We start from the raw sequence: 24254 nt of genomic DNA, 5'->3' as shown, positions 1-24254 counted from the left end.
CAGTCAACCTCCTTGCTTGGCGTCCAGGCTTTGTTCAATCATCTGAACAAACGCCCTGGCGGCCGGAGTAGGGTTTTTCGACCAGATCACATAGAGGTGGCGCCGCGGTGCATCGCGTACGGCTGCAATGGCCACCTCCCTGAACGACTCGGCAATACGCGCCGGCACCAACCCCACTGCCAGCTTGCGCTGGACGAATTTCTCGACCAGGCGAACATTGGTCACCTCGAACTGCACTCGATGGCCCAAGCCGGCAGCAGCGAACGCCTCGTCGGTCTGGCGACGGGCGCCCGTTCCCGCCGGAAAATCCACAAGCGGCTGGTTTTCCAGGTGCGCCAACGACAAGCCCTCGACCACCACCAGTGGATGATCCAGGGCCAATACCGCCACCAACTCCTCTTCGGCCACAAGACGGTACTCGACGCCTTCAAGGCGCTCCCCCGGCCACACACCGATGAACCCCACATCCAGTCGCCGCTCGCGTACGTCAGCAATCAGCAGTTCGCTCTTGGCCATCAGCCAGCGGATATCCACTCGTGGATACTGGCGATGAAAACCGGCCAGCAAGTCGACCAGGTCCAGTTCGGTCAGCGAGGTAATCTCGCCGATGGACAACTGCCCACGCACCTCGCCACAGGCGGCAGCCACGTCTTCGGCAATTCGCCGGGTGGCCTCCAGTGCGGGCCGGGCGCTCTGCACGAATGCCTCGCCCGCTGGAGTCAGGCGTACCCGCCGCGAGCTACGCTCGAACAGGCTGACACCAAGGGTTTCCTCCAGCCGGGCGATCTGGTGACTGAGGGCCGACTGCACGACGTGGCAACGCTCTGCGGCGCGGGTGAAGCTGCCGGTATCCACGACTGCGAGGGCATATTCGATTTGCTTGAGGTTCATGGATCAATCTATTTTCAAGATGGATAGAATGAAAACGATACATTGGCGTCATGCTAGCGTATTTCCGATACTGTCACTTCCTAACTGCCACTGATCGAGACGGTCCATGACCACCTCCACCTCCCCCTTGAGCCGCGGCCTGATCCTGCTGATGGCGACTGCCACCGGCCTCGCCGTAGCCAGCAACTACTACGCCCAGCCGCTATTGCACAGCATTGCCGAGCATTTCGGCCTGACCACTGCCAGTGCCGGGGCCATCGTCATTGCCGCCCAGTTGAGTTATGGCGCCGGCTTGTTGCTGCTGGCGCCTTTGGGCGACCTGTTCGAGCAACGCCGACTGATTGTCAGCATGATTGGCATCAGCACGCTGGGGCTGTTGATAAGTGCCTTCTCGCCAAGCCTTTTCTGGCTGTTGCTGGGCACGACGCTGACCGGTCTGTTCTCGGTGGTGGCCCAGGTGCTGGTGCCCATGGCTGCCGGCCTGAGTGACCCGAGCCAACGGGGCCGAGTGGTTGGAACCTTGATGAGCGGGCTGTTGCTGGGCATTCTCCTGGCGCGCACCGCCGCCGGCTTCATGGCCGAGCTCGGCGGCTGGCGCAGCATTTACCTGCTCGCCGCCGCATTGATGGCAGTGTGTGCCATTGCGTTGTATCGCGCGCTGCCTGAGCGGCACCAGCATGCCGGGCTCAACTACCCGGCACTGATCGGTTCTGTGTTTCGCCTGTTCGTCGATGAGCCAGTGCTACGCCTGCGCTCGCTGCTCGGCTTGCTGGCCTTCAGCCTGTTCGCCCTGTTCTGGACTCCCCTGGCCTTTCTCCTGGCGGCCGAGCCCTATCACTATTCCGACGCGGTCATCGGCCTGTTCGGCCTGGCGGGTGCTGCCGGTGCGCTCTCGGCCAACTGGGCCGGCCGGCTGGCCGACCGCGGCAAGGGGCCGTTGGGGACGACGGTCGGGCTGCTGGCGTTGCTGCTGTCCTGGATCCCCCTGGGTTTTGCCCAGACATCACTGGTGGCCCTGTTGATCGGCGTGCTGTTGCTGGACCTGGCCGTGCAACTGGTGCATGTGAGCAACCAGAATGCGGTGATCGCCCTGCGTCCGGAAGCGCGCAACCGCCTCAACGCCGGCTACATCACCTGCTACTTCATAGGCGGAGCGCTGGGGTCGTTGCTCGGCACCCAACTGTTCCAGGCCCATGGCTGGAATGCCATTGTGATTGCCGGCCTTGTCATCGGCAGCTTGGCCTTGCTGGTCTGGAGCCTGGCCGAACGCCAGCGCAATCTGGGCGCGCGCACGGCGTGAGCGGCACCGCTCAGGCGACCCTCCGTCGCCTGAGCATTGACTTGTAGCCGCCCCGAGCGCTGAGTAGGGATTGGTCAACAGCCCCTTCAAATCGGATGACACAATGACAAGACTCACGGTCCAGTCCGGCGATTTCTTGCAAGGTGAGGGCGAATTTCGCAATGGATCGCTCACACTCAAGACCTGCCGCAGCCCCAACCCCGGGGAAAAAATCGCCCTTACCCGTATCCGCGACCTTATCGTTGCCAATCAGGAGTCCAGTCGCCGCCTGGGCAGCGCCTTGGGTTGGGGCGTGGCGGGGGCGCTGGTGGCAGGCCCCGTCGGCCTGATTGCCGGCCTCTGGCTGGGCGGCAAGGAAGAGGAGGTGACCTTCCTCGCTACCTTCAAGGATGGTCGCAAGCTGATGGCCATCACCGACGGCAAGACCTGGTCGAAAATCAACGGCCAGTGGCGCCGGCAAGTGTTGCCCGCCACCAACCGCTGAATCGCCCTGCGCCTGGTTCGTCATTGATACCAAGCACTGCGCAAACAGGGGCACCGCGACCCGGTCACCCCTGCTAAGATGCCCGCCCGCCTGCCTGGCGCAATGCCGGCAAGCCTGACTCCCCATCCGTTCTTCGAATTCACCCCGGACCGCATCGAGGCATAACGGTGCGCCTGCTGCATGCCATCAAGGAGCCTTCTGCATGTCCCTGCCCCGCCCTCACCTGTCCTTGAGCCTGCTCGGTTTGAGCCTGGCCCTGCCCGCCTCGCACAGTTTGGCGCAGGACAGCATCACACTGGCCCCCGTGAAGGTGTCCGAGGTGTACAGCGACGGCTATCAGGTTGATGACGCGTCGGTGGCAGGTTTTGCGCCAGCCCCCTTGCTGGAGACGCCCGCGTCGGTTGCCGTGTTCAGCCAACAGTTGATCGTCGATCGCCAGGTGCGAACACTCAGCGAACTCCTGCAAAGCGACGCCTCGGTGGGCGAAAGCTACGCGCCGATCGGCTACTACGAGAACTTCAACGTGCGCGGCTTCGAGCTCAATGCCGCCAGCAGCTACAAGATCAACGGGCAGACCATCGCGGGCGAGCAGAGCGTTGCGCTGGAAAACAAGCAGCAGGTGGAATTGCTCAAGGGCTTGTCCGGCTTGCAAAGTGGCGTCGCCGAACCAGGCGGCCTGATCAACTACGTCACCAAGCGCCCTGAAGACGTACGCTCGGTGACGGTGTCGAGCAACGAGCAAGGTGAGCGCTACATCGCCACCGACCTGGGTGGCTGGTTCGGCAGCGAGCGTCAGTTCGGCCTGCGCGCCAACCTTGCCCATGAAGACATTCGCTCCTATGTCGATCATGCCGACGGCAAGCGCGACTTTGCTGCCCTGGCCTTCGACTGGCAGATCAACCCCGACGCGCTGCTGCAACTGGATGCCGAGTACCAGCACCGTGAGCAGCGGTCGGTGCCGGGTTATCAATTACTCGGCGGCAACAGCCTGCCCCATGACATCGATCCTCACGACCGTCTGGCCTACCAGCAATGGGCCAACCCTGTGAGCATCGACTCGCGGAACCTGGGCGGGCGCTTCGAGTACCGCTTCAACGACAGCTGGACCGGCACCCTGAGTGCCTCGCACAGCAAGGTGGTGATCGACGACTACAGCGCTTTTGCCTGGGGTTCCAGCGAAGGTGCGTACTTCAGCAGCGCGGGTGACTATGACATCTACGACTACCGCAGCCCCGACGATACCCGCCGCACCGATGAAGCACAGGCAGCACTCAATGGCCGATTTGACGCACTGGGCCTGGGCCACGAACTGACCGTAGGGGCCAGCGCCCAGCGTCGTACCCTGGATCAGCGCCCGTATTTCAACGAATGGATCGGCAGCGGCAATATCTACCAGCAGACACCGATACTCGAACCGTCCGACAAAACAGTGGGCCATAGCACCCGCCGCCTGGACAGCCGCCAGTACGGGGGGTTTGCCAGCGACCGGATCAGTTTCAACGAACAGTGGCAAACAGTCCTGGGCGCACGCCTGGTGCGACTGGATGAAAAGACCTTTGCTGAAGACGGCACCCCCGGCCGGCACACCCGCGACTATCAACTACTGCCCAACGCCGCATTGATCTACAAGCCGCGTGCGGATATCTCCCTGTACACCAGCTACAGCAAGGGGATCTCCACGGGCGGTACCGCACCGTGGTTTTCCACCAACGCTGCCGAGATACTCGCCCCGACCCTGTCCCACCAACTGGAGGTCGGCATCAAGCGCGACTGGCAGCGCATGAGCCTGAGTGCGGCACTGTTCCAGCTGCGCCAGGCTTATCAATATTCACAGCCGGACGGCGCAGGCAACTTCACCTACGTGCAACAGGGGCAACAGAAAAACATCGGCCTGGAGCTGGGCGCCAGCGGCTGGTTGACCGAGCGCCTGCAGATCAACGCCAGCGCTGCGGCCATCCGCGCGCGGGTGAAAAACACTGGCACCGCCGACTTCGAAGATCACCAGGCGATCAACGTGCCCAACTTCCGCGCCACCTTGCAGGCCGACTACAACCTGCCGATCCCGGGCCTGGCTGTGCTGGGCGGGGCCCGCTACAGCGCCAGCAAATACGCCAATCAGGCCGGAACGGTAGAAGTGGGCAGCTATGCGGTATTTGATTTGGGCAGTCGCTACAGCACGCGGATCGGTGGCTACGACACCGTGGTACGCCTGATGGTGGATAACCTGTTCGACAAGCGCTACTGGCGGGACGCCGGGGAATACCTGGGCGATGGCTACCTGTTCCAGGGCGCGCCGAGGACGGCACGGCTGTCGGCGTCCGTAAACTTCTAACAACGCCGAGACAACGGCTACCGGTTGCAATCCAGCGCCTGTAGCCGCTGGCGCTAGCCTGCGATCGGCCGTGATTCCGTGCAAGACACAAGACAATGGCTTCTAGATGGAGCCTGAATGCAAAAAGCCCCTGGTCTTTTCAGACCAGGGGCTTTTCTAAAAGTGGCGGTGAAGAAGGGATTCGAACCCTTGATACAGTTTCCTGTATACACACTTTCCAGGCGTGCTCCTTCAACCGCTCGGACACTTCACCGGGTATCGTCAGGCCGTTCAGCCCGTCGAGGTGCGCTAATGTAGTCGAAAGCGATCCGCTTGGCAAAGGTTTTTTTCAGAATATTCATGCGCTTAAGCCAGATAACGAAAACAACCGAGGCAGATGGCATAGCTGCCAATCTCTGGCGTGCTTCGGCAGGCCCCACCTTGACCCTCCCGCTGGCCAAGGCAAAGTGGCAGCAACGCTGACCGGCCAGTCAGTCACAGCGCTTTACCTCGCTGCCCGGCCTGAGTAACGTCTGCTCCACTCCCCTTTTAGGAACCCTGTCATGAGTGAGCTGATTTCCTACCACCTCGAAGACGGCATTGCGACCCTGACCCTCAGCAACGGCAAGGTCAACGCCATCTCGCCTGACGTCATTGCCGCCTTCAACGGCGCCCTGGACCAGGCTGTGCAAGATCGCGCGGTGGTGATTATCACCGGTCAGCCCGGAATTCTCTCCGGCGGCTATGACCTCAAGGTAATGACCGCCGGCCCCAAGGAAGCCGTCAGCCTGGTGACTGCAGGCTCGACCCTGGCCCGGCGCATGCTCTCGCACCCCTTCCCGATCATCGTCGCCTGCCCAGGCCATGCCGTGGCCAAAGGGGCGTTCCTGCTGCTGTCGGCCGACTATCGCATCGGCGTCGAAGGCCCGTTCAGCATCGGCTTGAACGAAGTGCAGATCGGCATGACCATGCACCATGCCGGTATCGAGCTTGCCCGTGACCGCCTGCGTCGCTCCGCGTTCCACCGCTCGGTCATCAACGCCGAAATGTTCGACCCGAACAGCGCCGTGGATGCCGGCTTCCTCGACAAGGTGGTGCCTGCCGAGCAACTGCAGGAAGCAGCCCTGAGCGCTGCGCGCCAGTTGAAGAAGATCAACATGAACGCGCACAAGCACACCAAACTCAAGGTGCGCAAAGCCCTGCTCGACAGTCTCGACGACGCGATCATCCGTGACCAGGAACACATGGGGTAATCCCCCCTACCAAGGCCTGATTGCATAAAGTTACGTAATCAGGCCGTTACGACCTCATTGAGCGTTTGCCCGCGCAAGTGCACACCCGTACACTGCGCCGCGTTTGCCTGGTGTGAGTCGTAAAATGCTTTTTCTTGTACGCATGCTCCTGTTGGGGCTGCACTTTGTTGTCATCGGAATTGTCGGTGTGCTGATCGGCCTGTGCCGGCCATTCAACCCGGACAACAGCCGTATCTATGCGCGCCTGTACGGGCTGCCCGCCACCTGGCTGATGCACCTCGATGTCAAGGCCGAGGTCGGCCCGCTGTTCGACCAACCGCCTGGCTGTGTGATCGTTGCCAACCACCAATCCAACCATGACCTGTTCGTGCTCGGCCACGTGGTGCCGCCGCGCACCGTGTGCATCGGGAAGAAAAGCCTGAAATGGATTCCACTGTTCGGCCAGTTGTTCTGGCTGGGCGGCAACGTGCTGATTGACCGCGGCAACGCCTACCAGGCTCGCCGCGCCATGCAGACCACCACGCGCACCTTGTGTGATAAACACACCTCTATCTGGGTATTCCCCGAAGGCACCCGCAACGCCGGCGATCAGTTGATCCCGTTCAAGAAGGGCGCCTTCCACATGGCCGTTGAGGCCGGTGTACCAATCGTGCCTGTATGCGTCAGCCGCTACGCCCGGCGCCTGAGCCTCAACAGCTGGCGCCGCAGCAAAGTCATTATCCGCTCCCTGCCCCCCATTGCCACCAGCGGCCTGACCCAAGAGGACGTGCCTGCCCTGGCCGAGCAATGCCGGATTCAGATGCAGCGCTGCATCGACCTGATGGAGACTGAATTGCAACAAGCCTGAGTGGTTGCTCAATCCTGTGTGTCAGACCAAGCTACTGGCACGAAAATCAGAAGAAGCGAACCACCATGGGACGAGTCGTTGCGGCGGCGGTGTACAGCGCCGGCAGAAAGGTCACCAACATCAGCCTTGATGAAGGCAGCCAGTGGGCCAGTAAACCTGGGCACTTCGTCTGGATCGGGCTGGAAGAGCCCGATGCCCAGGAACTGGCAAACCTGCAATGCCAGTTCAACCTGCATGAACTGGCAATCGAGGACGCGCTGGAGAAACACAGCCGGCCCAAGCTCGAGACCTTCGGCGACGCGCTGTTCATTGTCACCTACTCGCCCGTGCGCCACGAAGGCAAGCTGGAGTTCATCGAAACCCACATCTTCGCTGGCAACGGCTACATCATCACCTGCCGCAATGGCCACTCCAAGTCCTACGCCCTGGTGCGCCAACGCTGCGAAGCGCGTCCGCTGCTGCTCGAACATGGCGAGGATTTCGTGCTCTACGCCCTGCTCGACTTCGTCACCGAGAACTATCAACCGATCGGCGAAGCCATCCACGGCGAAATCGAAGAGCTGGAACAAAGCGTACTGAGCAACTCGCTCCAGGAAGAAGACATCCGCCGCCTGCACAGCCTGCGCCGCGACATCCTGCGCCTGCGCCGGTATGTAGCGCCTATGGTAGAGGTCAGCGAAGAACTGCAGCGCCTGACCTTCCCCTTCATCGACAAGAACATGCGCCCGTACTTTCGAGATGTGCAGATTCACGTCACCCGGCAGATGGAAGACCTGGCCGGGATCCGTGATATCGCCAGCCAGACCATCGAGATCGGCATGCTGCTGGAATCGTCACGCCAGAGTATCGTGCAACGCAAGTTCGCCGCCTGGGCGGCGATCCTGGCATTTCCCACCGCAGTGGCGGGCATCTACGGGATGAACTTTCAGAACATGCCGGAACTGAGCTGGCACTACGGCTATTTCGCCGTGCTGGGCGGGATCGCCGTGGGCTGCACGGCGTTGTTCGCAAGCTTCAAACGGTCCGGCTGGTTGTAGCGAACAGCCTCAGGCCGAAGTGCCGTGGGGCTTGTGGGCAACGAATCGCATCATCCATTCGGCGACCGTGCTGCCCTGGTGCTCGTGCGCCAGGCTGTCGATACCTTTGCGATAAATCTCCTGGCCGAGGTTGTCCTGACGCAGCTCAAGCAAAGCACGCGAATAGTCGTGGATAAACTCCGGGTGGCCCTGGAAGCACAGCACTTGATCGCCGATGTGATAAGCAGCATTCGGGCAGAAATCGCTGGATGCAATCACCGTGGCGTTTTCCGGCAGGCGGGTCACTTGGTCCTGGTGGCTGATCAACAGGGTCAATTCTTCGACTTGCGGGCTCATCCAGGGTGCCTTGGCGTTCATCACATAGCGATGGGTACCCACCCCCCAGCCCTGGGTGGCACGTTCGCTCTTGCCGCCCAGCAGCAGCGCCAGCAACTGATGACCGAAACAAACGCCCAGCAACTTGTCGCCGTGCTGGTAGCGAGCGAGCAGGAACGTTTTGAGCTTTTCGATCCAGGGATCATCACCGAACGAGTCGGCCTTGCTGCCCGTCACCAGGTAGGCATCAAATACCTGGTCGTCTTCCGGGTATTCGCCGTTCAACACGTTATAGACGCGAAACTCTGCGGCGATCGGCTGGCGGGTGAACAGTTGCTCGAACATCCGTCCGTAGCCCTGATACTGATCGACCAGCTCGGGTCGCAGGACGTCGGTTTCCAGGATGCAGATGCGTAACGACATAGATTTAGTCCTGAACGACAAAAGGCGGGATTGCCCCCTAGAGCCTGCCCCGAATAAGGCCTGCAAGCAAGTAGGATGCACTGACGAACGGTCACCTGTAGTGGGTCCAGGCGCTGAATGCTCGCAAGCGTCTAGCAAGGGGAAATGTTGCTGGATGGCACTTGGCCTCATAGCCAAAAAACACTGTAATGAATAGAAACATACGAAAGCGTTCTAAAACATAACTGACGTTGACCCTAAGGTTAGTTGTATACCCATTAGCAAAGGTTCGCGTCTGGACGTCAAACCGCGTTACCCGTTTGCCGGATCGACGACAAGGAAGCCACTGGGCACTCAGGAATAACAACAAGAAGGCGGTCAGCCATGTTCAAACAACCCAAAGTACGTCAAGCCGGGCTCATTCTCTTCGCCACGACATTGCTGTTGATTGTGCCGAACCTGTCACGCCTGTTCGGCTGACCTCTCTATGGCCATATGCGATGGCGCGCAGGTACTCTGCCAGCCCTGATGGTTGGAGTCTGCCCATGCGCCGCTGCCTCACCCTGCTGCTGACCCTGCTCTGCCTGCCGCTACAGGCGGCGCAGTTGACCTTGGACCTGGGCACTGCCAGCCGTCAGTGGCAAAGTGCCGAGCTGCTCGCGCACCCCCAGGCGCGGGATATCGAGATTCCCGACGATGTGTCCTACAAGAAAACCATGCGCTACCGCGCCATACCCCTTGCGGTACTGCTTGAAGGCATAGCTCCCGACGATCACCTGCAAGCGGTGGCCGAGGACGGCTTTGCCGCCGAGATGCCCGCCGCACCTTTGCTCGAAAAAGGGCCCGCACGCGCCTGGCTGGCCATTGAGGACCCAGCACACCCTTGGCCCCCATTGGGTCGGAACAAACCCAGTGCCGGCCCGTTCTACCTGGTCTGGACTCAACCACAGGCTGGGCGTATCAGTCCGGAACAGTGGCCCTTCCAGGTTGCCAGCATTCGCCGCCTGGCAGCGGCGGCCGAACGCTTCCCCGCATTGCGGCCCGCTGCGGATCTGGCCAGCGGCGATCCAATCATTCTGGGGTTCGCCCTGTTCCAGAAGAACTGCCTGGCCTGCCATCGCCTCAATGGCGCCGGCGATGCGCAGTTCGGTCCCGACCTCAACGTGCCGCACAACCCTACCGAGTACTTCCAACCGACCTTCCTTCGCCGCTACATCCGCGACCCGCAGAGCCTGCGCCAGTGGCCGCAAGCCAGAATGCCCGGCTTCAGCAATGCGGTGCTCAGCGACCAGGAACTGGATGCACTGCTGGTCTATCTTGCACACATGGCCACCCGCAAGCCCCCCTGACGCCTATTGCTGCTGAGCGGTAAAGGCAGGGGTTACCAACACCTTGGCATGCATCTGCTCGAAGCCTCCGCCGCGCCGCATGCCGCGCACCGGGCAGGCATCCAGATAATCCAGGCCCACCGCAAGTTTCAGGTGACGCTCGGGGCGGTCCAGCTGGTTCGTCACATCGAAGCTGTACCAGGCGTCGTCGAGCCAGGCCTCGGCCCAGGCATGACTGGCCATCTGCTGGCTGTCACTGTCGAACAGGTAGCCCGAAACGTAGCGCGCCGGTACACCCAGGCTGCGCACGCAGGCGAGGAAAGCATGAGTATGGTCCTGGCACACACCGGAACCGGCGGCGAACGCCTGGGCTGCACTGGTATCTACCGCCGTGCTGCCTGGGCGATACGCCATGCGCTGGTTCAACGCATTCATCAATTCGATCAGCGCCGAGCGGTCCCTGCGCTTGCGGCATTGCTGGCTGGCAAAGGCGCGCAAGGCTTCATCTGCTTCGGTCAAACGGGTAAAGCGCAGGAACGGCAACGGTGATTGTGCTTCATGCTCGGCTTCGCGGCTCTGGTCGATTTCCACCAGGCCGCGGGCACCGATGATCAGGTCCGAGTGCGGTTCGTCCAGGCTCAAGACGTGGAGGATATTGCCGAACGGGTCCAGCTGTGCCCGCACCGGGCGCGGCAGGTCCAACTGCCAGACGAGTACCTGCTGGCGCTCGCTGTCGTGGGGCGTCAGGCGCAGGTACTGGATACTGGCCCGAACCTGGTCCTCGTAGTGATAGGCAGTTTCATGGCTAATGGTCAGTCTCATACGGCCTCCAGGTACGCGCTGTGAATGGCATTGCCCAACTGGCGCACCAGCGGGATGTAATGGGTCAGCCAGGGGTGCAGGCCTTCGGCAAGGATCTCGTCGATGCCGGTGTAGCGCAGCCGCGCATCGACTTCGGCTGCCAGGCGCTGCGCCGCACGACCATTGCTGCCCGGCAGGCTGGCCAGGATCAGGTCGATCTCTTCAGTGCAGGCACGCAGCGAGCGCGGTACGTCGGCGCGCAGCAACAACAGTTCGGCCACATGCCGTGCCGCGGGGGCGTCGCGATAGATCTCGGTGTAAGCCTCGAATGAGGACAGCGCTCGCAACAAGGCACTCCACTGGTAATAACCCCGGGCGGAGCTGTCGCTGACCGCCTCGGCCTCCTCGCCAAGCATCTCGTAGCGGGCGTCCAGCAGGCGCAGGGTGTTGTCGGCACGCTCGATAAACGTGCCCAGGCGGATGAAGCGGAATGCATCATTGCGCATGATCGTGCCGTAGGTGGCACCGCGAAACAGGTGGGAACGCTCCTTGATCCATTCGCAGAAGCGGCTCATGCCATAACGACCCAGGCCTTGCTCGGCAATGCCGCGAATCTCGAGCCAGGTGGCGTTTATGTTTTCCCACATGTCGGCGGTGATTCGCCCACGCACCGCATGGGCACAGGCGCGGGCCGCCCCCAGGCAGCTGTAGATGCTGGCCGGGTTGTCCGGGTCCAGGGCGAAGAAATCCAGCAGGCGTTCGGCGTGCAGCTGGCCATGGCGCTCCAGGTAGTCGTCCAGGGTACCGGTGATCAACAGCGGCATGGCCACTTCGTCCAGCCCATCGCCCCGGCCGTCCTGGGGCATCAGCGACAGCGAATAACTGACATCGAGCATCCGCGCGAGGTTTTCCGCCCGCTCCAGGTAACGCGACATCCAGTACAAATCAGAGGCAGTTCTACTCAACATGACTTAATCCTCGACCACCCAGGTGTCCTTGGTTCCGCCGCCCTGGGAGGAGTTGACCACCAGCGAACCTTCACGCAACGCCACCCGGGTCAGGCCGCCGGGCACCACACGGGTTTCCCGCCCACTGAGCACGAAGGGACGCAGGTCGATGTGACGCGGCGCAATACCGTTTTCCACGAAGGTCGGGCAGGTCGACAACGACAGCGTCGGCTGGGCGATATAGGCCGCGGGCCGGGCCTTGATTCGTGCGGCAAAGGCTTCAATTTCAGCACGGGTCGATGCAGGCCCCACCAGCATGCCGTAGCCGCCCGAGCCCTGGGTTTCCTTGACCACCAGCTCCGGCAGGTGCGCCAGCACGTGCGACAGTTCTTCGGGCTTGCGACACTGCCAGGTCGGCACGTTCTTGAGAATGGGCTCTTCGTCCAGATAGAAGCGGATCATGTCGGTGACGTAGGGGTAGATCGACTTGTCGTCGGCTACCCCGGTACCGATGGCATTGGCCAGCACCACATTGCCGCAACGATAGGCCGAGAGCAGCCCTGGCACCCCAAGCATCGACTCGGGATTGAAGGCCAGCGGATCAAGGAAGGCATCGTCCAGGCGCCGGTAGATCACATCCACCGCCTTGGGACCGTCGGTGGTGCGCATGAATACCCGCTCGTCACGCACGAACAGATCCGCCCCCTCGACCAGTTCGACGCCCATCTCCCGGGCCAGGAAGGCATGTTCAAAAAATGCACTGTTGAAACGCCCGGGGGTGAGTACCACCACGCTTGGGTTATCCAGAGGGCTGGCGCTTTTGAGGGTGTCGAGCAGCAGGTTGGGATAGTGGTCGATCGGCGCAATGCGCTGGGCCGCGAACAATTCGGGGAACAGCCGCATCATCATCTTGCGGTCTTCCAGCATGTAGCTCACGCCACTGGGAGTACGCAGGTTGTCTTCGAGCACGTAGTAGCTGCCGTCGCCATCGCGCACCAGGTCGACCCCGGAGATATGCGCATAGATATCGCGGTGCAGGTCCAGCCCCTGCATTGCCAACTGGTATTGCTCGTTGGCCAGCACTTGTTCGGCGGGAATGATTCCGGCGCGGATGATCCGCTGGCCGTGGTAGAGGTCGGCCAGGAACAGGTTGAGCGCCTTGACCCGCTGTATACAGCCACGCTCCACCACCCGCCACTCACTGGCCGGGATGCTACGGGGAATAGTGTCGAAGGGGATCAGGCGCTCGGTGCCCTGCTCGTCGCCGTAGAGGGTGAACGTGATGCCGGCGCGGTGAAACAGCAGGTCGGCTTCGCGCCGACGTTGCGCCAGCAGTTCAGGCGGGGTATCGGCCAACCAGCGGGCGAATTCCCGGTAGTGCGGACGGACGTGGCCGTCTGCGCTGTACATCTCGTCATAAAAGGTGCGGATCATGCCGAACTCCTTGTCACCCGTGCACCTGAGCTATCGCAAGCCCCGTGCCAGCGGCATAATTCCTTGTATTTCAATAGGTTGTATTTGAAACGCAAAACGGTTGCACCAAGTCTGTGCAACCGCTTCGCTTTCGTTGCATCCAACGCTTCATTGCGAAGCGTTGTTCAGGCCAGCGGGCGTTCCTGTTTCACGCCCCAGCCTTCGATCTCCCCACCCAACGGCGCAATCACCGCTTCGAAGTCCTGCTCGAATTCGTCAATACCGCCATAGGTGGCATACATCACTTTGCTCAACTCCAGGTGCCAGGCACCGTCATCGCGTTCGCGCACCTGTGCGCTGAGCGACTCCCCGCGAAACTGTCCTGCTGCCCGTCGTGCCCGTGCCTCATCGGGAAATACCGCATAAAACTCGATGGGATGAATCTGGGCGAAGTTGAAGCCGCCCTCTTTCATCTGTCGCAATACGGTGCTGCTGATGTCCTCGTATTGGCTGCTCATGAATCGTCCTCCTCACTACCGATGGATAGACTTTCAGTGCAAAACGCACCTGCCCGCCACACAAGCCGTGCGGGGGCAATTCGAGCTGATGCATGACGTGGATCGGCAAGCCCAGGCTGTTGCAAATAACGGCCCGACCTTGATTGCAGCGTAGCGTCAAGTTGACATATGTGCCAGAAAACAGCCGGTTCAGGGCTTTTCCGTGATCGCGGTGATCTCCACACCGCTCTGCTCTTTGAGCCATTTGGCGGTGGGTGCAGTAGCACGGTCCTGGAAATCATTGAGATCCAGTTCGTCCATGACTGGAAAGAGGTGGGAACGAATCAGCCGCGCGGCCTCTTCGACACTGGGCTGTTGCTCACAGGTGACGGGCAGCGAGGTACGCTCGCCTTTTTGATCAACAAACGTAATTTCCCACGCTTTCATTGGATTCTCCTCAGTACGGACACTCAGGGTGAATCGGCTTACCTTCCGTTGACCCGCAGCACGGGTGAATGTTCAGCCGCTGCGCGTCATCGGCAAAAAAAAGAGGCCCGGGGGCCTCTTTTTTCAGTACAGCACTCGCACTTACTCAGGCGTGCCGTGAACGACACCTGCGGTGTTGTCCAGCAGGCTCTTGGTGGCGGTCTGGATGAACGACTCAAGCTTGTGGGTCAGGTCCTTCTGGTCCGGGCTTTCGATCAGCTCGGCCTTGAAGTTGGCGCCCAGCTCGTAGCGGTACATGCGCGGCGACATGTCCTTGGACTCGATCAGAATACGATCGCCCTTGACCAGGCCGACAACCTGCTCGCTGCCCGAAGGCTTGATCATGCCGAAGCCCTCATCGCCAGCCGGCAGGTTGAGCAGGTCACGGCCCCAGCACTGGTGACGGGTTTCGCCGCCCAGGCGGCCCATGATGGTCGGCACGATGTCGATCTGGGTGCCCACGGCGTGGTTCACCGCACCGAACTTCTCCTGAATGCCGGGGGCAATCAGCAGCAGCGGTACGTTGAAACGCCCCAGGTCCAGCTCGGTCACTTGCTGGTGGTTGCCAAAGCCATGGTCACCAACGATAACGAACAGGGTTTCGTTGAAGTACGGCTCTTTGCGCGCCTTCTCGAAGAACTGGCCCAGGGCCCAGTCGGAGTAGCGCATGGCGGTCAGGTGCTGATCAAGGCGGCCCTGGCCGGTCACAGGTTCTACCGGCAGATCCTTGGGCAGCGCGTATGGCGTGTGGTTGGACAGGGTTTGCAACAGCGCATAGAACGGCTTCTTGCCATAGTTCTTGGCCAGCTCTTCGGCGCCTCGGTCGAACATGTCCTGGTCGGACACACCCCAGGTCGGGTCGGAGAACACCGGGTTGACGAAGTCATTGCGGCCGATGAAGGTGGTCATGCCCTGGTTGCCGAAGAAGCCCGACTGGTTATCCCAGGCAAAGTCGCCGTTGTAGACATAGACATCGTCGTAATCACGGGCGCTGAGCAAGGCCGGCAGGCCGGACAACTTGTGGCCGCCTTCGGGGGTCTGCATCAGGTACTCGAAACCTGGCAGGTTCGGGTAGCAGGCCATGGTGGCGAACATGCCCTGGTGGGTATGGGTACCGTTGGAGAAGAAGCGGTCGAAAAGCAGGCCTTCCTTCGCCAGTTTGTCAAAGTACGGGGTGATGTTGTTCGGGCTGCCCAATGCGCCCACCGAGTGGCCGGCGAAGCTCTCCATCAGGATCACCACGACGTTCTTGATCGGCAGGGTATTGTTGGCCGGCGGAGTGAAGTCACGGCGCACGGCGGCGCTGTCGGCATCGACCAGCTTGTCGTTGTCGGTCAGCAGCATGTCGCGCACGGTCTGGGTGGCCAGGCCTTGCTCGATGGTCGACTTCCAGATGTTGGCACGGTCTTCACCGAACCGGCTCTTGGCCGCATCGATCAAGGTCAAAGTGCCGTTGAGACCCAGCTGGTTGACGAAGTTCGAATCGGTGGTGAAGGCATCGCCCCAACGCATGGGCGGGCCTTGGCGCAGGGTGCCGCGGGCAGCGATGACCGCGACCAGCAGGATCATGAAGAACACCACGCCGCGCACATACCAGGGCGCCACGCTGCGGCTACCGGCCACTTTGCTTTCATAGGCGCCGTGCGGACGGGTCAGGCGGTCGATGCCCTTGAACACAAGGCTCAGCAGCCAGGTACCGATAATCCATGCCAACAGGTAGCGTACCACCGGGAAGCCGTACCAGAGCATGCTCAGGACGGTCTTGGGATCTTCCTTCACGTACTGGAATACCAGGCCGTTGAGACGCTGGTGAAACTCGCGGTAGAAGTCCAGCTCCATCAGGCCCAGGAACATCACGATGCTCGAGGCGATGGTCAACCATGCGCGGAACAGGCCACGGGCGGCCATGGCGCGGGCACTGAGGATGGCCAGCAGCAGCGGGATGCTCAGGTACACCACGACCCGCAGGTCGAAACGCAAACCATTGAGGAAGCCCTCGGCGACGGTGGACATCGGCGTGTCGCCAATCATGTCGCTGTTGTAGATCAGCAGTGCCAGGCGTACCAGGCTGAGCATCAGCATGATCGCCAGGCCGCACAGCAGCGTGTAGGCCAGGTGCGATTTTAGCGTTGGTTGCAGCGGGCGCGACGCAGCCCGCTGGTCACTCAAGGCGTCCGTGTTAGCCATCGATTGGAAGATCCCTAGGATTGATTCAAGAAGGCGAAAAAACGAATCGGCAAATGTGCACTAAACCCGAGGGCAATGCACGGCCATTCGGCGAATGGATAATTGCGCGCGCGGATTTTCCATAATCGAATGTGAAAATTTCGTTGTCCTGCCTGCCGCTGGCGTTACCGATGATGACAAGTCCGCGGTGTGCGGTATCTTTGCCTATTACTCCGGCAACCGGCTTCCTGTCATGTATTACCGCTACCTGCCCAGCCCGCTCGGCCCGCTGTTACTGGCGGCAGATGAACATGGACTGCACCTGGTCCACATGGACGCCGCGCAGCCTTGGGAACTGCCAACCCAATGGCAGCTTGCGGGCAATCAACTGGATGAGGTGGCGCGTCAGCTGGATGAATACTTTGCCGGCACACGGGAGCAGTTCCAGGTCGATCTGGCACCCCAGGGCACAGCGTTTCAGCGCGAGGTCTGGGCTGCCCTGCAACGCATTCCCTACGGTACGACCTGCAGCTACGGCGACCTGGCGCAGCAGATCAAGCGCCCGCGGGCCGTTCGTGCAGTCGGTACCGCCAACGGTGCCAACCCGATCTCAATCATCGTGCCGTGTCACCGGGTGATCGGCAGCAACGGGACGTTGACGGGGTATGCCGGGGGTGTCGAGCGCAAGCAACTATTGCTGGAGCTCGAAGGGGCATGGTTGATTTGAAGAACAGGAGTCGCGAGACAAGCCCGCTCGTACACACGCGGGCTTGCCTCGCGATACGATTACAACCGCACATTCCCTCGCGGTCCGGCAATTGCCCAGATAATCAGGCCGAGCACCGGCAGCAGCAGGATCAACAGAATCCAGAGGATCTTGGCCCCCGTGCCGGCACCGCTTTTGACCACATTGATGATCGCCCAGATATCCAGCGCGAGGATAATCAGGCCTACCAGGCCATTGAAGGTGGAACCCATGGTCTCGCTCCCTTGATCGCGTCTGCCCAGAAGAATAGCTGGCTATAAGCCTCATAGAGGCGTTTCGTTGGCTGCGCCGTGACAACGCTGGTTACACTCGATCCATCGAACTGTTTCAGTGAGGTCTTTATGCCCCCCGTCCAAAGCTCCAGCGGCCCAGCTCCGATTTCCCTCTGGAGCGCATGGTTGCAACAGGCGCAAACCACACCCTGGCTGAGCGCCGGATTGGGCCTGAGCCTGGTGGTGGTACTCGGCCTGTTGCTGGCCAGCGCCTGGAACGCCGTACACGGCGACCACCAGGAAAACCTGCATATGGCCATGCTCGGCGGCCTTGCGGGGTTTGCCGCTACGGCACTGGGCGCGATCATGGCTGTGGTACTGCGTGAAGTCAGCGCTCGTAGCCAGGACGTGATGCTTGGCTTTGCCGCCGGCATGATGCTCGCCGCCAGTTCTTTCTCGCTGATACTGCCGGGCCTGGACGCCGCCCGCGAGATCACCGGCAACGGTCCCTACGCAGCGCTGACGGTGGTGGTCGGCATGGGCCTTGGGGTCTTGTTGATGCTGGGCCTTGACCGCTTCACCCCGCACGAACACGAAAGCACCGGCCCTTGCGGGCCGCAAGCCGAACGGATCAATCGGGTGTGGCTGTTCGTGCTGGCGATCACCTTGCATAACCTGCCCGAAGGCATGGCTATCGGTGTGAGCTTTGCCAATGGGGATCTTAATGTCGGACTGCCGCTGACCAGCGCCATCGCCATCCAGGACATTCCCGAAGGCCTGGCGGTAGCCCTGGCCCTGCGCGCCACCGGGCTTTCGACCCTGAAAGCGGCGCTGGTGGCCATTGGTTCCGGGCTGATGGAACCCATTGGCGCGGTCATCGGTCTGGGCATTTCCACCGGTTTTGCCATTGCCTACCCCGTGAGCATGGGCCTGGCGGCCGGCGCGATGATCTTCGTGGTGTCCCACGAGGTGATCCCGGAAACACACCGCAACGGCCACCAGACCTCAGCCACCCTCGGCTTGATGGGCGGCTTTGCCGTAATGATGTTCCTCGATACCGCGTTGGGTTAAACGTGTACCGCCACCCGCAGCGCCTCCAATGCAGGCGCTGCGGCAATTCCCGCTTCGGCGCACAGCTCCAGCACCCGCGACAGGTCATCGTTGCCGACCAGCACCATCTGTAGCTCATCATCAAGCAACTGGCTGAAGTTCATTAGCACATAGCCCCCCGCCTCCTTGTTCATCGCCCCCATCTGCACCTGAATGCGATTGAGTGCAGTCAACGGCTCGACCTTGGCCAATTGCTTGGGCTTGAGATTGAACGGGACGCTCTTGTCGAAAGAGTCGACGATCTGGGCGAACAGGTCCTGGTAGGTATCGGCCTGGAACAGCACAGTGTCCGGCAAGCTGCCGACGATGATCCATTCACCCAGGGGGAATGGAAAACTGTCGTCGTAGTTGATGTCCGGGTTGGCGGCGAGGAAGGCTTGGGGGTCGGCGTAGGCCTGGTCGGCTTCGTCGGCGATACGCTCGATATCGTCTTCGCGCATGCAGCCAGCGCTGATTTTGCCGATGAGTTCGACCAGTTGGGATTTCATGAAGGGGCCCTGCGACGATAAAAAAAGTCGCCAAGGATAGCCGCAAAAGGCCCCTGGGGGTTAACCGAGCAGCGCCTGCAGCTGCGCAGCAGTGTCAGTGGCACCCATGGTCTGGGCCGCTGCGAGTGCCGTGGTGCCCTGGGCATCCCGGTGCGCAGGATCGGCACCTTTGCCCAGCAGGTACTCGACGATGCTCGTGCGGTTGAACATGGCGGCCAGCATCAGTGCGGTGCGTCCATCAGCCGAGGTAGCGTCGACTTGCGCGCCCTGCTCCAGCAACAACTGAATCATCTCCAGGTTGCCCTTGAATGCCGCGCCGGCGATCGGCAACTGGCCCTTATCGTTGGCGATCTGCGGGTCGGCGCCATGGTTCAGCAGCACCCGCACTGCTTCCTGGTGGCCGTGATAGCTGGCGAGCATCAACAAGGTATCGCCATTGCCATTGCGCAGGTCAACCGGCAGGCCTTTTTCCAGCAGGCGGTCGAGCATGCTGGCATCGCCCTGTCGGGCACGATCGAATACCTGTTCGGCAAACTCCGCCGCTTCGTCATCATTCATCTGCACGGGCGTATGTGGATCAGACATGGGGAACCTCCTGGTGGCCGGTAAAGCCCAAGTCTTTGTCACCCACAGCTCCAGGTCAATGTCTGATAAGTCATTGCCACGACAGCGTAAATCTATTGGCCAAGTCATCATGCAAAATGCACTGTGCAAACTGCACGACCCTGCAGAATGCACGGCAAAAATTTTGAATAGTTATTTCAAGTCACTGTTTTTAATTGATTTTTTACAAAACACAGAACTGGCACGGTCACTGCACTCATCCCTCCATGTCTGCCATCTACAGTCAGGAGCTGATATGGACCTCATCCAGGAAAAATTCGCCTCGGTATTCTCCGCCTATGACGTGACCACCCAGCCGCGCCCCGACGGCGGCATTCTGCTGACGTTGCGTGCGGCCGATGGCAAACAGATCAAGCGCTCGCTGTCGTACGGCCAGTTGCACTGTGCCGAACAGCTGTCCTGGGCCATCAGTGCCATTCGCCGCGACTTGGCCGAACAGGCCAGTGAGTTGCCAGTGATTTCGATGCTGCAGAGCCAGCAGCGGTTTGCGTTGCCGACGTATCGGTGAGTGAATGCAGCGCGGGGCAATGTCTCGACTTGCCCCGCTATTTTCAATCGTCTAGCCGGGGAAACCGTTCAGCGAACTTCTCGCCGGTAAACGTCACCACCCCGCCCTCTTGGCTGCTGCCCAGGGCGATCGCCACAAATCGTGGCTCCTCGCCCATATCAACCCAATGGCGAGTGCCTGCCGGCACACAAATCAGGTCATTCTTCTCGCACAGCACCGCATAGATGTAGTCGTCGATATGCAGGGTGAACAAGCCACGGCCGGCAGCGAAAAAGCGCACCAGGTCCTCGTCCCGGGTGTGCTCGTCGAGCAAGCTGGCCTCTACTTCGCGGACAACATCGACGCCAGCGTAGCCGCGCTCGGTCATCAAGGCATCGATATCTTGCCGATAGGCAGCAATCACTTCTTCATGGCTGGCACCCGACTGTAGCGGTGCCTGCGCCTGCCAACGCTCGAAGCGCACGCCCCGCTCAGCCAGGGTGGCAGCGATATCTTCAAGATGGGTCAGGACTTTGTTCGGGATATCCGGGGTGGACTGGTGATACACGGTCAGGCTGCTCATCGGGGCAACTCCTTATTCCGGCCAATGGTCACGGCCAAGGCTCAAGCCCTGTCCTCTTTCATTCGAGTTGCAATGATAACGGCTGCCGCCAGGGCGGCGACGCTGGCAATACTAAAGGTGGTAGCCGCACCCAGCAGGTTCCAGCTGTAGCCCGAATACAACGCACCCAGCGCACCACCAGTCCCGGCCAGGGCAGCGTACAAGGCCTGTCCTTGCCCCTGCTGGCGCGCACCAAAACTGCGCTGCACAAAGGCGATAGCGGCGGCATGGAAACTGCCGAACGTGGCCGCGTGAAGCAGTTGGGCAAACAGCAGCACGCCCAAATGCTCGGCAAAATTGCCCAGCAGCAGCCAGCGCAGGGCAGCCAGGGCAAAACTGGCCATCAGCACCCGGCGCAACGACACGCGGGCCAGGATCCAGCTCATGGCCAGGAACATCAGCACCTCGGCAACAACCCCCAGGGCCCAGAGCATGCCGATGATGCCGCGGCTGTAGCCCAGGTGCTCCAGGTGCAATGTCAGGAAGGTGTAGTACGGGCCGTGACTGAGTTGCATCAGCGCCACACAAGTGTAAAACGCCGCTACACCCGGACGGGTCAGTTGCTTGAGGAAGCCTCCCCCGCTGCTGCGTTCGTTCTGCCCAGGCGGCTGGGCGTTCGGCACCCACAGGCTCGCCAGCACAATGCCGGCCATGATGATCACCAGCGCCAGCGGATAGACATCCAGGCTCAGGCCATCGAACAAACGCCCCAGGCCAACCACAGTCAGAATGAAACCGATCGATCCCCATAACCGAATCTGGCTGTAGCGAGAGGTCTGGCCCTGTAGATGGGCCAGGGTAATGACTTCGAACTGCGGCAACACTGAATGCCAGAAGAAGGCATGCAGCGCCATCACCAGCGCCAGCCAGGCATAGCTCTTGCCGAAGAAGATCAAGGAAAAGGTCGCCAGCGTGGCCAGCGCCCCCAGGCGCACGATCAGCAGGCGCTGACCGCTGCGATCACCCAGCCAGCCCCAGAGGTTGGGGGCAATACAACGCATGAGCATGGGGATGGCGACCAACTCGCCGATACGCGCACTGGAAAAGCCCAGGTGATCGAAATACAGCGCCAGAAAAGGCGCTGTGGAACCGAGCAAGGCAAAGTAGAACAGGTAGAAACTGGACAACCGCCAGTAGGGAATCGGCGCCACGGCTCAGCAAGCCGCGGCGCGATTGGCAAGTGCCGGCATTACAGTTGGCCCAGCACCGGCGTGGCGACTTTCACATCGGCATTCTGCCCGCGATGACGCAGCAGGTGATCCATCAACACGATGGCCATCATTGCTTCGGCGATGGGTGTTGCACGGATGCCGACGCACGGGTCGTGACGGCCCTTGGTGATCACTTCCACCGGATTGCCGTGGATGTCGATGGAGCGACCCGGCGTAGTGATGCTCGACGTCGGCTTCAAGGCCAGGTGGGCAACGATTGGCTGGCCGGAGGAAATCCCGCCGAGAATACCGCCGGCGTTATTGCTGAGAAAACCTTCGGGGGTCATCTCGTCGCGATGCTCGGTACCGCGCTGGGCGACGCTGGCGAAACCGGCGCCGATCTCGACGCCCTTGACCGCATTGATGCTCATGAGGGCATGGGCGAGCTCTGCGTCCAGGCGGTCGAAGATCGGCTCGCCCAGGCCTGGCATGACGCCTTCGGCGACCACGGTGATCTTGGCACCTACCGAGTCCTGGTCACGGCGAAGCTGGTCCATATAGGCCTCCAGCTCCGGGACCTTGTCGGGATCAGGACTGAAGAAGGCATTCTGCTCGACCGAATCCCAGGTCTTGAACGGGATTTCGATCGGGCCGAGCTGGCTCATGTAGCCGCGGATCTGGATGCCCTGGGTCGCCAGGTACTTCTTGGCAATGGCACCGGCCGCCACGCGCATGGCGGTTTCGCGCGCCGAGCTGCGGCCGCCACCACGGTAGTCGCGCTCACCGTACTTGTGGTGGTAGGTGTAGTCGGCGTGGGCCGGGCGGAACAGGTCCTTGATCGCCGAGTAGTCCTTGGACTTCTGGTCGGTGTTGCGGATCAGCAGGCCAATCGAGCAGCCCGTGGTACGCCCCTCGAACACGCCCGACAGAATTTCGACTTCATCGGCTTCCTGGCGTTGGGTGGTGTGCCGGCTGGTGCCGGGCTTGCGCCGGTCAAGGTCGTGCTGCAGGTCGGCCAGCGAGATCTCCAGGCCCGGCGGACAGCCGTCGACAATGGCGACCAACGCCGGACCATGGCTCTCGCCAGCGGTGGTGACAGTGAACAGCTTGCCGTAGGTATTGCCGGACATGCAGGACGCTCCGCGAATCAGCCTGATTTGAACAAGGCCGCCAGTATACGCAGGCTAACCATTCAGTTCATCCCTGACGGCGAACCTTCTGCCACACCCCCGGTCCAAACTCCACCTTCCCGATAGTGGCCTCATGATGTTGCGCGTACTTGCGATAGTCGCCCTGCTGTTCAGCGGCCTGGCCCAGGCCTCCGCCCCCACGGTGCTGCAGCGCCCGATCAGCCTCGATACGGGCAGCGGCACGCTGTACGGCAGCTTGCTGTTGCCGCGTACCGAGGAGCCGCCGCCGGTGGTGCTGATCATTCCAGGCTCCGGGCCGACCGATCGCAATGGCAACAATCCCGACGGCGCCAACACCGACAACCTCAGGCAACTGGCCCTGGTGCTGGCGAAAAATCGCATCGCCAGCGTGCGCTATGACAAGCGCGGTGTGGCCGCGAGCCAGGCGGCCACGCCAGATGAACGCGACCTGAGCGTTGAAGGCTATGTCGCCGATGCGGTGGCCTGGAGTCGCAAGCTCAAGGCCGACCCTCGCTTCGGCTCCTTGATCCTGCTCGGTCACAGTGAAGGCGCGCTGATCGCCAGCCTTGCCGCAGGCCCCGGCGGTGCCAGCGCGCTGATCAGCGTGGCGGGCAGCGGCCGGCCGGTCGACGAGGTCATGCGGGCACAACTGGTCGACCGCCTGGCGCCACGCTACAAGCCGGCTGCTGCCAAGGCCCTCGATGCGCTCAAGGCTGGTCACACGACGCTCGATGTCCCACCACCCCTGCGGGACCTATTGCGTGCCTCGGTGCAGCCTTACCTGATCTCGCTGTTTCGCCAGCATCCGGCCATAGCGTTTGGCAAGGTGAAGGTGCCGGCGTTGATTGTCCAGGGCACCCATGATGTCCAGGTCGATGTCAGCAATGCCGAACGCCTCAAGGCCGCCAAGCCGGACGCCGAGCTGGCACTGATCCAGGGCATGAACCACATGCTGCGCATTGCCCCTGCCGATGCCAGCCAGCAACGTGACAGTTACCTAAATCCGAAATTGCCACAAGCCAGCGAACTCGGAGAGCGGATCGTCGACTTTATCCACAGGCTGCCTGCTGCCTGAACGGCATTCACCGAAATTGTGTCTCCAGTCCCGGGCGATCCTGCCGATAAAGCCGGTGCTGGCATCGTGATTGTGTCCAGCCTGCTGCGC

General features: G+C 61.3%; 25 protein-coding genes and 1 tRNA gene. 11 read left to right on the top strand and 15 right to left on the bottom strand.

All coding sequences use genetic code 11. The annotated features are described in order from the left end of the window. Positions 1 to 3 precede the first annotated feature (3 nt). Complete coding sequence (locus tag H621_RS0112510; protein WP_028943731.1) at positions 4 to 891, bottom strand: LysR family transcriptional regulator; 888 nt, start codon at positions 889 to 891, stop codon at positions 4 to 6. Positions 892 to 997: 106 nt separating this feature from the next. Here H621_RS0112510 and H621_RS0112505 point away from each other — a divergent pair, with 106 nt between their 5' ends. From H621_RS0112505 to H621_RS0112495, 3 genes are all read left to right on the top strand, one after another. Next, a complete protein-coding gene (locus tag H621_RS0112505; protein ID WP_028943730.1) occupies positions 998 to 2191 on the top strand; it encodes an MFS transporter in 1194 nt (397 codons plus the stop codon). Between the two features lie 103 nt (positions 2192 to 2294). Continuing rightward, positions 2295 to 2675 carry a hypothetical protein gene (locus H621_RS0112500; protein WP_028943729.1) on the top strand — a complete coding sequence of 127 codons (381 nt, stop codon included), beginning with the start codon at positions 2295 to 2297 and terminating at the stop codon, positions 2673 to 2675. A gap of 202 nt (positions 2676 to 2877) precedes the next feature. Continuing rightward, positions 2878 to 5007, top strand: coding sequence for a TonB-dependent siderophore receptor (locus tag H621_RS0112495; protein ID WP_028943728.1), 2130 nt, complete (start codon positions 2878 to 2880; stop codon positions 5005 to 5007). Between the two features lie 163 nt (positions 5008 to 5170). Here H621_RS0112495 and H621_RS0112490 read toward each other — a convergent pair. Beyond that, a tRNA-Ser gene (locus H621_RS0112490) sits at positions 5171 to 5260 on the bottom strand. Between the two features lie 289 nt (positions 5261 to 5549). Between H621_RS0112490 and H621_RS0112485 the strand changes: the two genes are divergently transcribed. The 3 genes from H621_RS0112485 to H621_RS0112475 all read left to right on the top strand — a co-directional run bounded on the left by H621_RS0112485 (position 5550) and on the right by H621_RS0112475 (position 8123). Beyond that, complete coding sequence (locus tag H621_RS0112485) at positions 5550 to 6239, top strand: crotonase/enoyl-CoA hydratase family protein (RefSeq protein ID WP_028943727.1); 690 nt, start codon at positions 5550 to 5552, stop codon at positions 6237 to 6239. 124 nt (positions 6240 to 6363) lie between these two features. Continuing rightward, positions 6364 to 7086, top strand: a complete 723-nt coding sequence (locus tag H621_RS0112480) for a lysophospholipid acyltransferase family protein (RefSeq protein ID WP_028943726.1) — start codon at positions 6364 to 6366, stop codon at positions 7084 to 7086. A gap of 65 nt (positions 7087 to 7151) precedes the next feature. Next, positions 7152 to 8123: a magnesium and cobalt transport protein CorA gene (locus H621_RS0112475; RefSeq protein WP_028943725.1), complete on the top strand. Its 972-nt coding sequence runs from the start codon at positions 7152 to 7154 to the stop codon at positions 8121 to 8123. A 9-nt stretch (positions 8124 to 8132) separates the two neighbouring features. Here H621_RS0112475 and H621_RS0112470 read toward each other — a convergent pair whose 3' ends face one another. Next, positions 8133 to 8861: an amidotransferase gene (locus tag H621_RS0112470; protein ID WP_028943724.1), complete on the bottom strand. Its 729-nt coding sequence runs from the start codon at positions 8859 to 8861 to the stop codon at positions 8133 to 8135. Between the two features lie 524 nt (positions 8862 to 9385). On the opposite strand from H621_RS0112470, the gene H621_RS0112460 reads away from it, so the two are divergent. After that, positions 9386 to 10189: a cytochrome c gene (locus H621_RS0112460; RefSeq protein WP_028943723.1), complete on the top strand. Its 804-nt coding sequence runs from the start codon at positions 9386 to 9388 to the stop codon at positions 10187 to 10189. A 3-nt stretch (positions 10190 to 10192) separates the two neighbouring features. On the opposite strand, the gene H621_RS0112455 is transcribed toward H621_RS0112460, so the two are convergent. The 6 genes from H621_RS0112455 to H621_RS0112430 all read right to left on the bottom strand — a co-directional run bounded on the left by H621_RS0112455 (position 10193) and on the right by H621_RS0112430 (position 16499). Next, positions 10193 to 10990: a transglutaminase family protein gene (locus tag H621_RS0112455; protein WP_028943722.1), complete on the bottom strand. Its 798-nt coding sequence runs from the start codon at positions 10988 to 10990 to the stop codon at positions 10193 to 10195. Continuing rightward, positions 10987 to 11937 carry an alpha-E domain-containing protein gene (locus tag H621_RS0112450; protein WP_028943721.1) on the bottom strand — a complete coding sequence of 317 codons (951 nt, stop codon included), beginning with the start codon at positions 11935 to 11937 and terminating at the stop codon, positions 10987 to 10989. Before H621_RS0112450 ends, H621_RS0112455 begins: the two co-directional genes overlap by 4 nt. A gap of 3 nt (positions 11938 to 11940) precedes the next feature. Then, complete coding sequence (locus H621_RS0112445; protein ID WP_028943720.1) at positions 11941 to 13350, bottom strand: circularly permuted type 2 ATP-grasp protein; 1410 nt, start codon at positions 13348 to 13350, stop codon at positions 11941 to 11943. A 164-nt stretch (positions 13351 to 13514) separates the two neighbouring features. Next, on the bottom strand, positions 13515 to 13847 hold the full coding sequence (locus H621_RS0112440; protein WP_028943719.1) for a ribonuclease E inhibitor RraB: 333 nt from the start codon (positions 13845 to 13847) through the stop codon (positions 13515 to 13517). 189 nt (positions 13848 to 14036) lie between these two features. Beyond that, on the bottom strand, positions 14037 to 14273 hold the full coding sequence (locus tag H621_RS0112435; protein WP_028943718.1) for a hypothetical protein: 237 nt from the start codon (positions 14271 to 14273) through the stop codon (positions 14037 to 14039). A gap of 141 nt (positions 14274 to 14414) precedes the next feature. Beyond that, on the bottom strand, positions 14415 to 16499 hold the full coding sequence (locus H621_RS0112430; protein ID WP_028943717.1) for an LTA synthase family protein: 2085 nt from the start codon (positions 16497 to 16499) through the stop codon (positions 14415 to 14417). Between the two features lie 232 nt (positions 16500 to 16731). On the opposite strand from H621_RS0112430, the gene H621_RS0112425 reads away from it, so the two are divergent. Beyond that, a complete protein-coding gene (locus tag H621_RS0112425; RefSeq protein ID WP_028943716.1) occupies positions 16732 to 17205 on the top strand; it encodes a methylated-DNA--[protein]-cysteine S-methyltransferase in 474 nt (157 codons plus the stop codon). 59 nt (positions 17206 to 17264) lie between these two features. On the opposite strand, the gene H621_RS0112420 is transcribed toward H621_RS0112425, so the two are convergent. Then, positions 17265 to 17456: a PLDc N-terminal domain-containing protein gene (locus H621_RS0112420; RefSeq protein ID WP_028943715.1), complete on the bottom strand. Its 192-nt coding sequence runs from the start codon at positions 17454 to 17456 to the stop codon at positions 17265 to 17267. A 129-nt stretch (positions 17457 to 17585) separates the two neighbouring features. Between H621_RS0112420 and H621_RS0112415 the strand changes: the two genes are divergently transcribed. After that, a complete protein-coding gene (locus tag H621_RS0112415) occupies positions 17586 to 18527 on the top strand; it encodes a ZIP family metal transporter (protein WP_028943714.1) in 942 nt (313 codons plus the stop codon). Here H621_RS0112415 and H621_RS0112410 read toward each other — a convergent pair. Together H621_RS0112410 and H621_RS0112405 are read right to left on the bottom strand one after the other, a co-directional pair. Continuing rightward, positions 18524 to 19054, bottom strand: coding sequence for a hypothetical protein (locus tag H621_RS0112410; protein WP_028943713.1), 531 nt, complete (start codon positions 19052 to 19054; stop codon positions 18524 to 18526). The two genes, H621_RS0112415 and H621_RS0112410, sit on opposite strands and share 4 nt — an antisense overlap. Before the next feature lie 60 nt (positions 19055 to 19114). Then, entirely contained in the window at positions 19115 to 19639 is a 525-nt protein-coding gene (locus H621_RS0112405; protein WP_028943712.1) for an ankyrin repeat domain-containing protein, read from the bottom strand. A gap of 274 nt (positions 19640 to 19913) precedes the next feature. On the opposite strand from H621_RS0112405, the gene H621_RS0112400 reads away from it, so the two are divergent. Then, on the top strand, positions 19914 to 20186 hold the full coding sequence (locus H621_RS0112400) for a DUF3509 domain-containing protein (protein WP_028943711.1): 273 nt from the start codon (positions 19914 to 19916) through the stop codon (positions 20184 to 20186). Between the two features lie 43 nt (positions 20187 to 20229). Here the strand turns inward: H621_RS0112400 and H621_RS0112395 are convergent, their stop codons facing one another. From H621_RS0112395 to aroC, 3 genes are read right to left on the bottom strand one after another with little or no spacing between them, the layout of a single operon-like run. Next, the gene (locus H621_RS0112395; RefSeq protein ID WP_028943710.1) at positions 20230 to 20748 is read right to left on the bottom strand and encodes a 1,2-dihydroxy-3-keto-5-methylthiopentene dioxygenase; all 519 of its coding nucleotides are present in this window, start codon (positions 20746 to 20748) and stop codon (positions 20230 to 20232) included. Positions 20749 to 20789: 41 nt separating this feature from the next. Beyond that, positions 20790 to 21938 (bottom strand): MFS transporter, encoded by a 1149-nt coding sequence (locus tag H621_RS0112390; protein WP_028943709.1) that lies wholly within the window; start codon positions 21936 to 21938, stop codon positions 20790 to 20792. A gap of 38 nt (positions 21939 to 21976) precedes the next feature. After that, positions 21977 to 23068, bottom strand: a complete 1092-nt coding sequence (aroC, locus tag H621_RS0112385) for a chorismate synthase (RefSeq protein WP_028943708.1) — start codon at positions 23066 to 23068, stop codon at positions 21977 to 21979. Between the two features lie 133 nt (positions 23069 to 23201). Here aroC and H621_RS0112380 point away from each other — a divergent pair, with 133 nt between their 5' ends. Continuing rightward, positions 23202 to 24164 carry an alpha/beta hydrolase gene (locus H621_RS0112380; RefSeq protein WP_028943707.1) on the top strand — a complete coding sequence of 321 codons (963 nt, stop codon included), beginning with the start codon at positions 23202 to 23204 and terminating at the stop codon, positions 24162 to 24164. Positions 24165 to 24254 lie beyond the last annotated feature (90 nt).

The sequence above is a fragment of the Pseudomonas vranovensis DSM 16006 genome (assembly GCF_000425805.1).
GTDB classification, from domain to species: domain Bacteria; phylum Pseudomonadota; class Gammaproteobacteria; order Pseudomonadales; family Pseudomonadaceae; genus Aquipseudomonas; species Aquipseudomonas vranovensis.
This window is presented reverse-complemented; position numbering and strand designations above follow the sequence as displayed.

What these genes read in the sequence shown, in the direction of transcription:
- H621_RS0112510 (WP_028943731.1), bottom strand. Translation starts at nt 891, where the DNA reads ATGAACCTCAAGCAAATCGAATATGCCCTCGCAGTCGTGGATACCGGC.
- H621_RS0112505 (WP_028943730.1), top strand. Translation starts at nt 998, where the DNA reads ATGACCACCTCCACCTCCCCCTTGAGCCGCGGCCTGATCCTGCTGATG.
- H621_RS0112500 (WP_028943729.1), top strand. Translation starts at nt 2,295, where the DNA reads ATGACAAGACTCACGGTCCAGTCCGGCGATTTCTTGCAAGGTGAGGGC.
- H621_RS0112495 (WP_028943728.1), top strand. Translation starts at nt 2,878, where the DNA reads ATGTCCCTGCCCCGCCCTCACCTGTCCTTGAGCCTGCTCGGTTTGAGC.
- H621_RS0112485 (WP_028943727.1), top strand. Translation starts at nt 5,550, where the DNA reads ATGAGTGAGCTGATTTCCTACCACCTCGAAGACGGCATTGCGACCCTG.
- H621_RS0112480 (WP_028943726.1), top strand. Translation starts at nt 6,364, where the DNA reads ATGCTTTTTCTTGTACGCATGCTCCTGTTGGGGCTGCACTTTGTTGTC.
- H621_RS0112475 (WP_028943725.1), top strand. Translation starts at nt 7,152, where the DNA reads ATGGGACGAGTCGTTGCGGCGGCGGTGTACAGCGCCGGCAGAAAGGTC.
- H621_RS0112470 (WP_028943724.1), bottom strand. Translation starts at nt 8,861, where the DNA reads ATGTCGTTACGCATCTGCATCCTGGAAACCGACGTCCTGCGACCCGAG.
- H621_RS0112460 (WP_028943723.1), top strand. Translation starts at nt 9,386, where the DNA reads ATGCGCCGCTGCCTCACCCTGCTGCTGACCCTGCTCTGCCTGCCGCTA.
- H621_RS0112455 (WP_028943722.1), bottom strand. Translation starts at nt 10,990, where the DNA reads ATGAGACTGACCATTAGCCATGAAACTGCCTATCACTACGAGGACCAG.
- H621_RS0112450 (WP_028943721.1), bottom strand. Translation starts at nt 11,937, where the DNA reads ATGTTGAGTAGAACTGCCTCTGATTTGTACTGGATGTCGCGTTACCTG.
- H621_RS0112445 (WP_028943720.1), bottom strand. Translation starts at nt 13,350, where the DNA reads ATGATCCGCACCTTTTATGACGAGATGTACAGCGCAGACGGCCACGTC.
- H621_RS0112440 (WP_028943719.1), bottom strand. Translation starts at nt 13,847, where the DNA reads ATGAGCAGCCAATACGAGGACATCAGCAGCACCGTATTGCGACAGATG.
- H621_RS0112435 (WP_028943718.1), bottom strand. Translation starts at nt 14,273, where the DNA reads ATGAAAGCGTGGGAAATTACGTTTGTTGATCAAAAAGGCGAGCGTACC.
- H621_RS0112430 (WP_028943717.1), bottom strand. Translation starts at nt 16,499, where the DNA reads ATGGCTAACACGGACGCCTTGAGTGACCAGCGGGCTGCGTCGCGCCCG.
- H621_RS0112425 (WP_028943716.1), top strand. Translation starts at nt 16,732, where the DNA reads ATGTATTACCGCTACCTGCCCAGCCCGCTCGGCCCGCTGTTACTGGCG.
- H621_RS0112420 (WP_028943715.1), bottom strand. Translation starts at nt 17,456, where the DNA reads ATGGGTTCCACCTTCAATGGCCTGGTAGGCCTGATTATCCTCGCGCTG.
- H621_RS0112415 (WP_028943714.1), top strand. Translation starts at nt 17,586, where the DNA reads ATGCCCCCCGTCCAAAGCTCCAGCGGCCCAGCTCCGATTTCCCTCTGG.
- H621_RS0112410 (WP_028943713.1), bottom strand. Translation starts at nt 19,054, where the DNA reads ATGAAATCCCAACTGGTCGAACTCATCGGCAAAATCAGCGCTGGCTGC.
- H621_RS0112405 (WP_028943712.1), bottom strand. Translation starts at nt 19,639, where the DNA reads ATGTCTGATCCACATACGCCCGTGCAGATGAATGATGACGAAGCGGCG.
- H621_RS0112400 (WP_028943711.1), top strand. Translation starts at nt 19,914, where the DNA reads ATGGACCTCATCCAGGAAAAATTCGCCTCGGTATTCTCCGCCTATGAC.
- H621_RS0112395 (WP_028943710.1), bottom strand. Translation starts at nt 20,748, where the DNA reads ATGAGCAGCCTGACCGTGTATCACCAGTCCACCCCGGATATCCCGAAC.
- aroC (WP_028943708.1), bottom strand. Translation starts at nt 23,068, where the DNA reads ATGTCCGGCAATACCTACGGCAAGCTGTTCACTGTCACCACCGCTGGC.
- H621_RS0112380 (WP_028943707.1), top strand. Translation starts at nt 23,202, where the DNA reads ATGATGTTGCGCGTACTTGCGATAGTCGCCCTGCTGTTCAGCGGCCTG.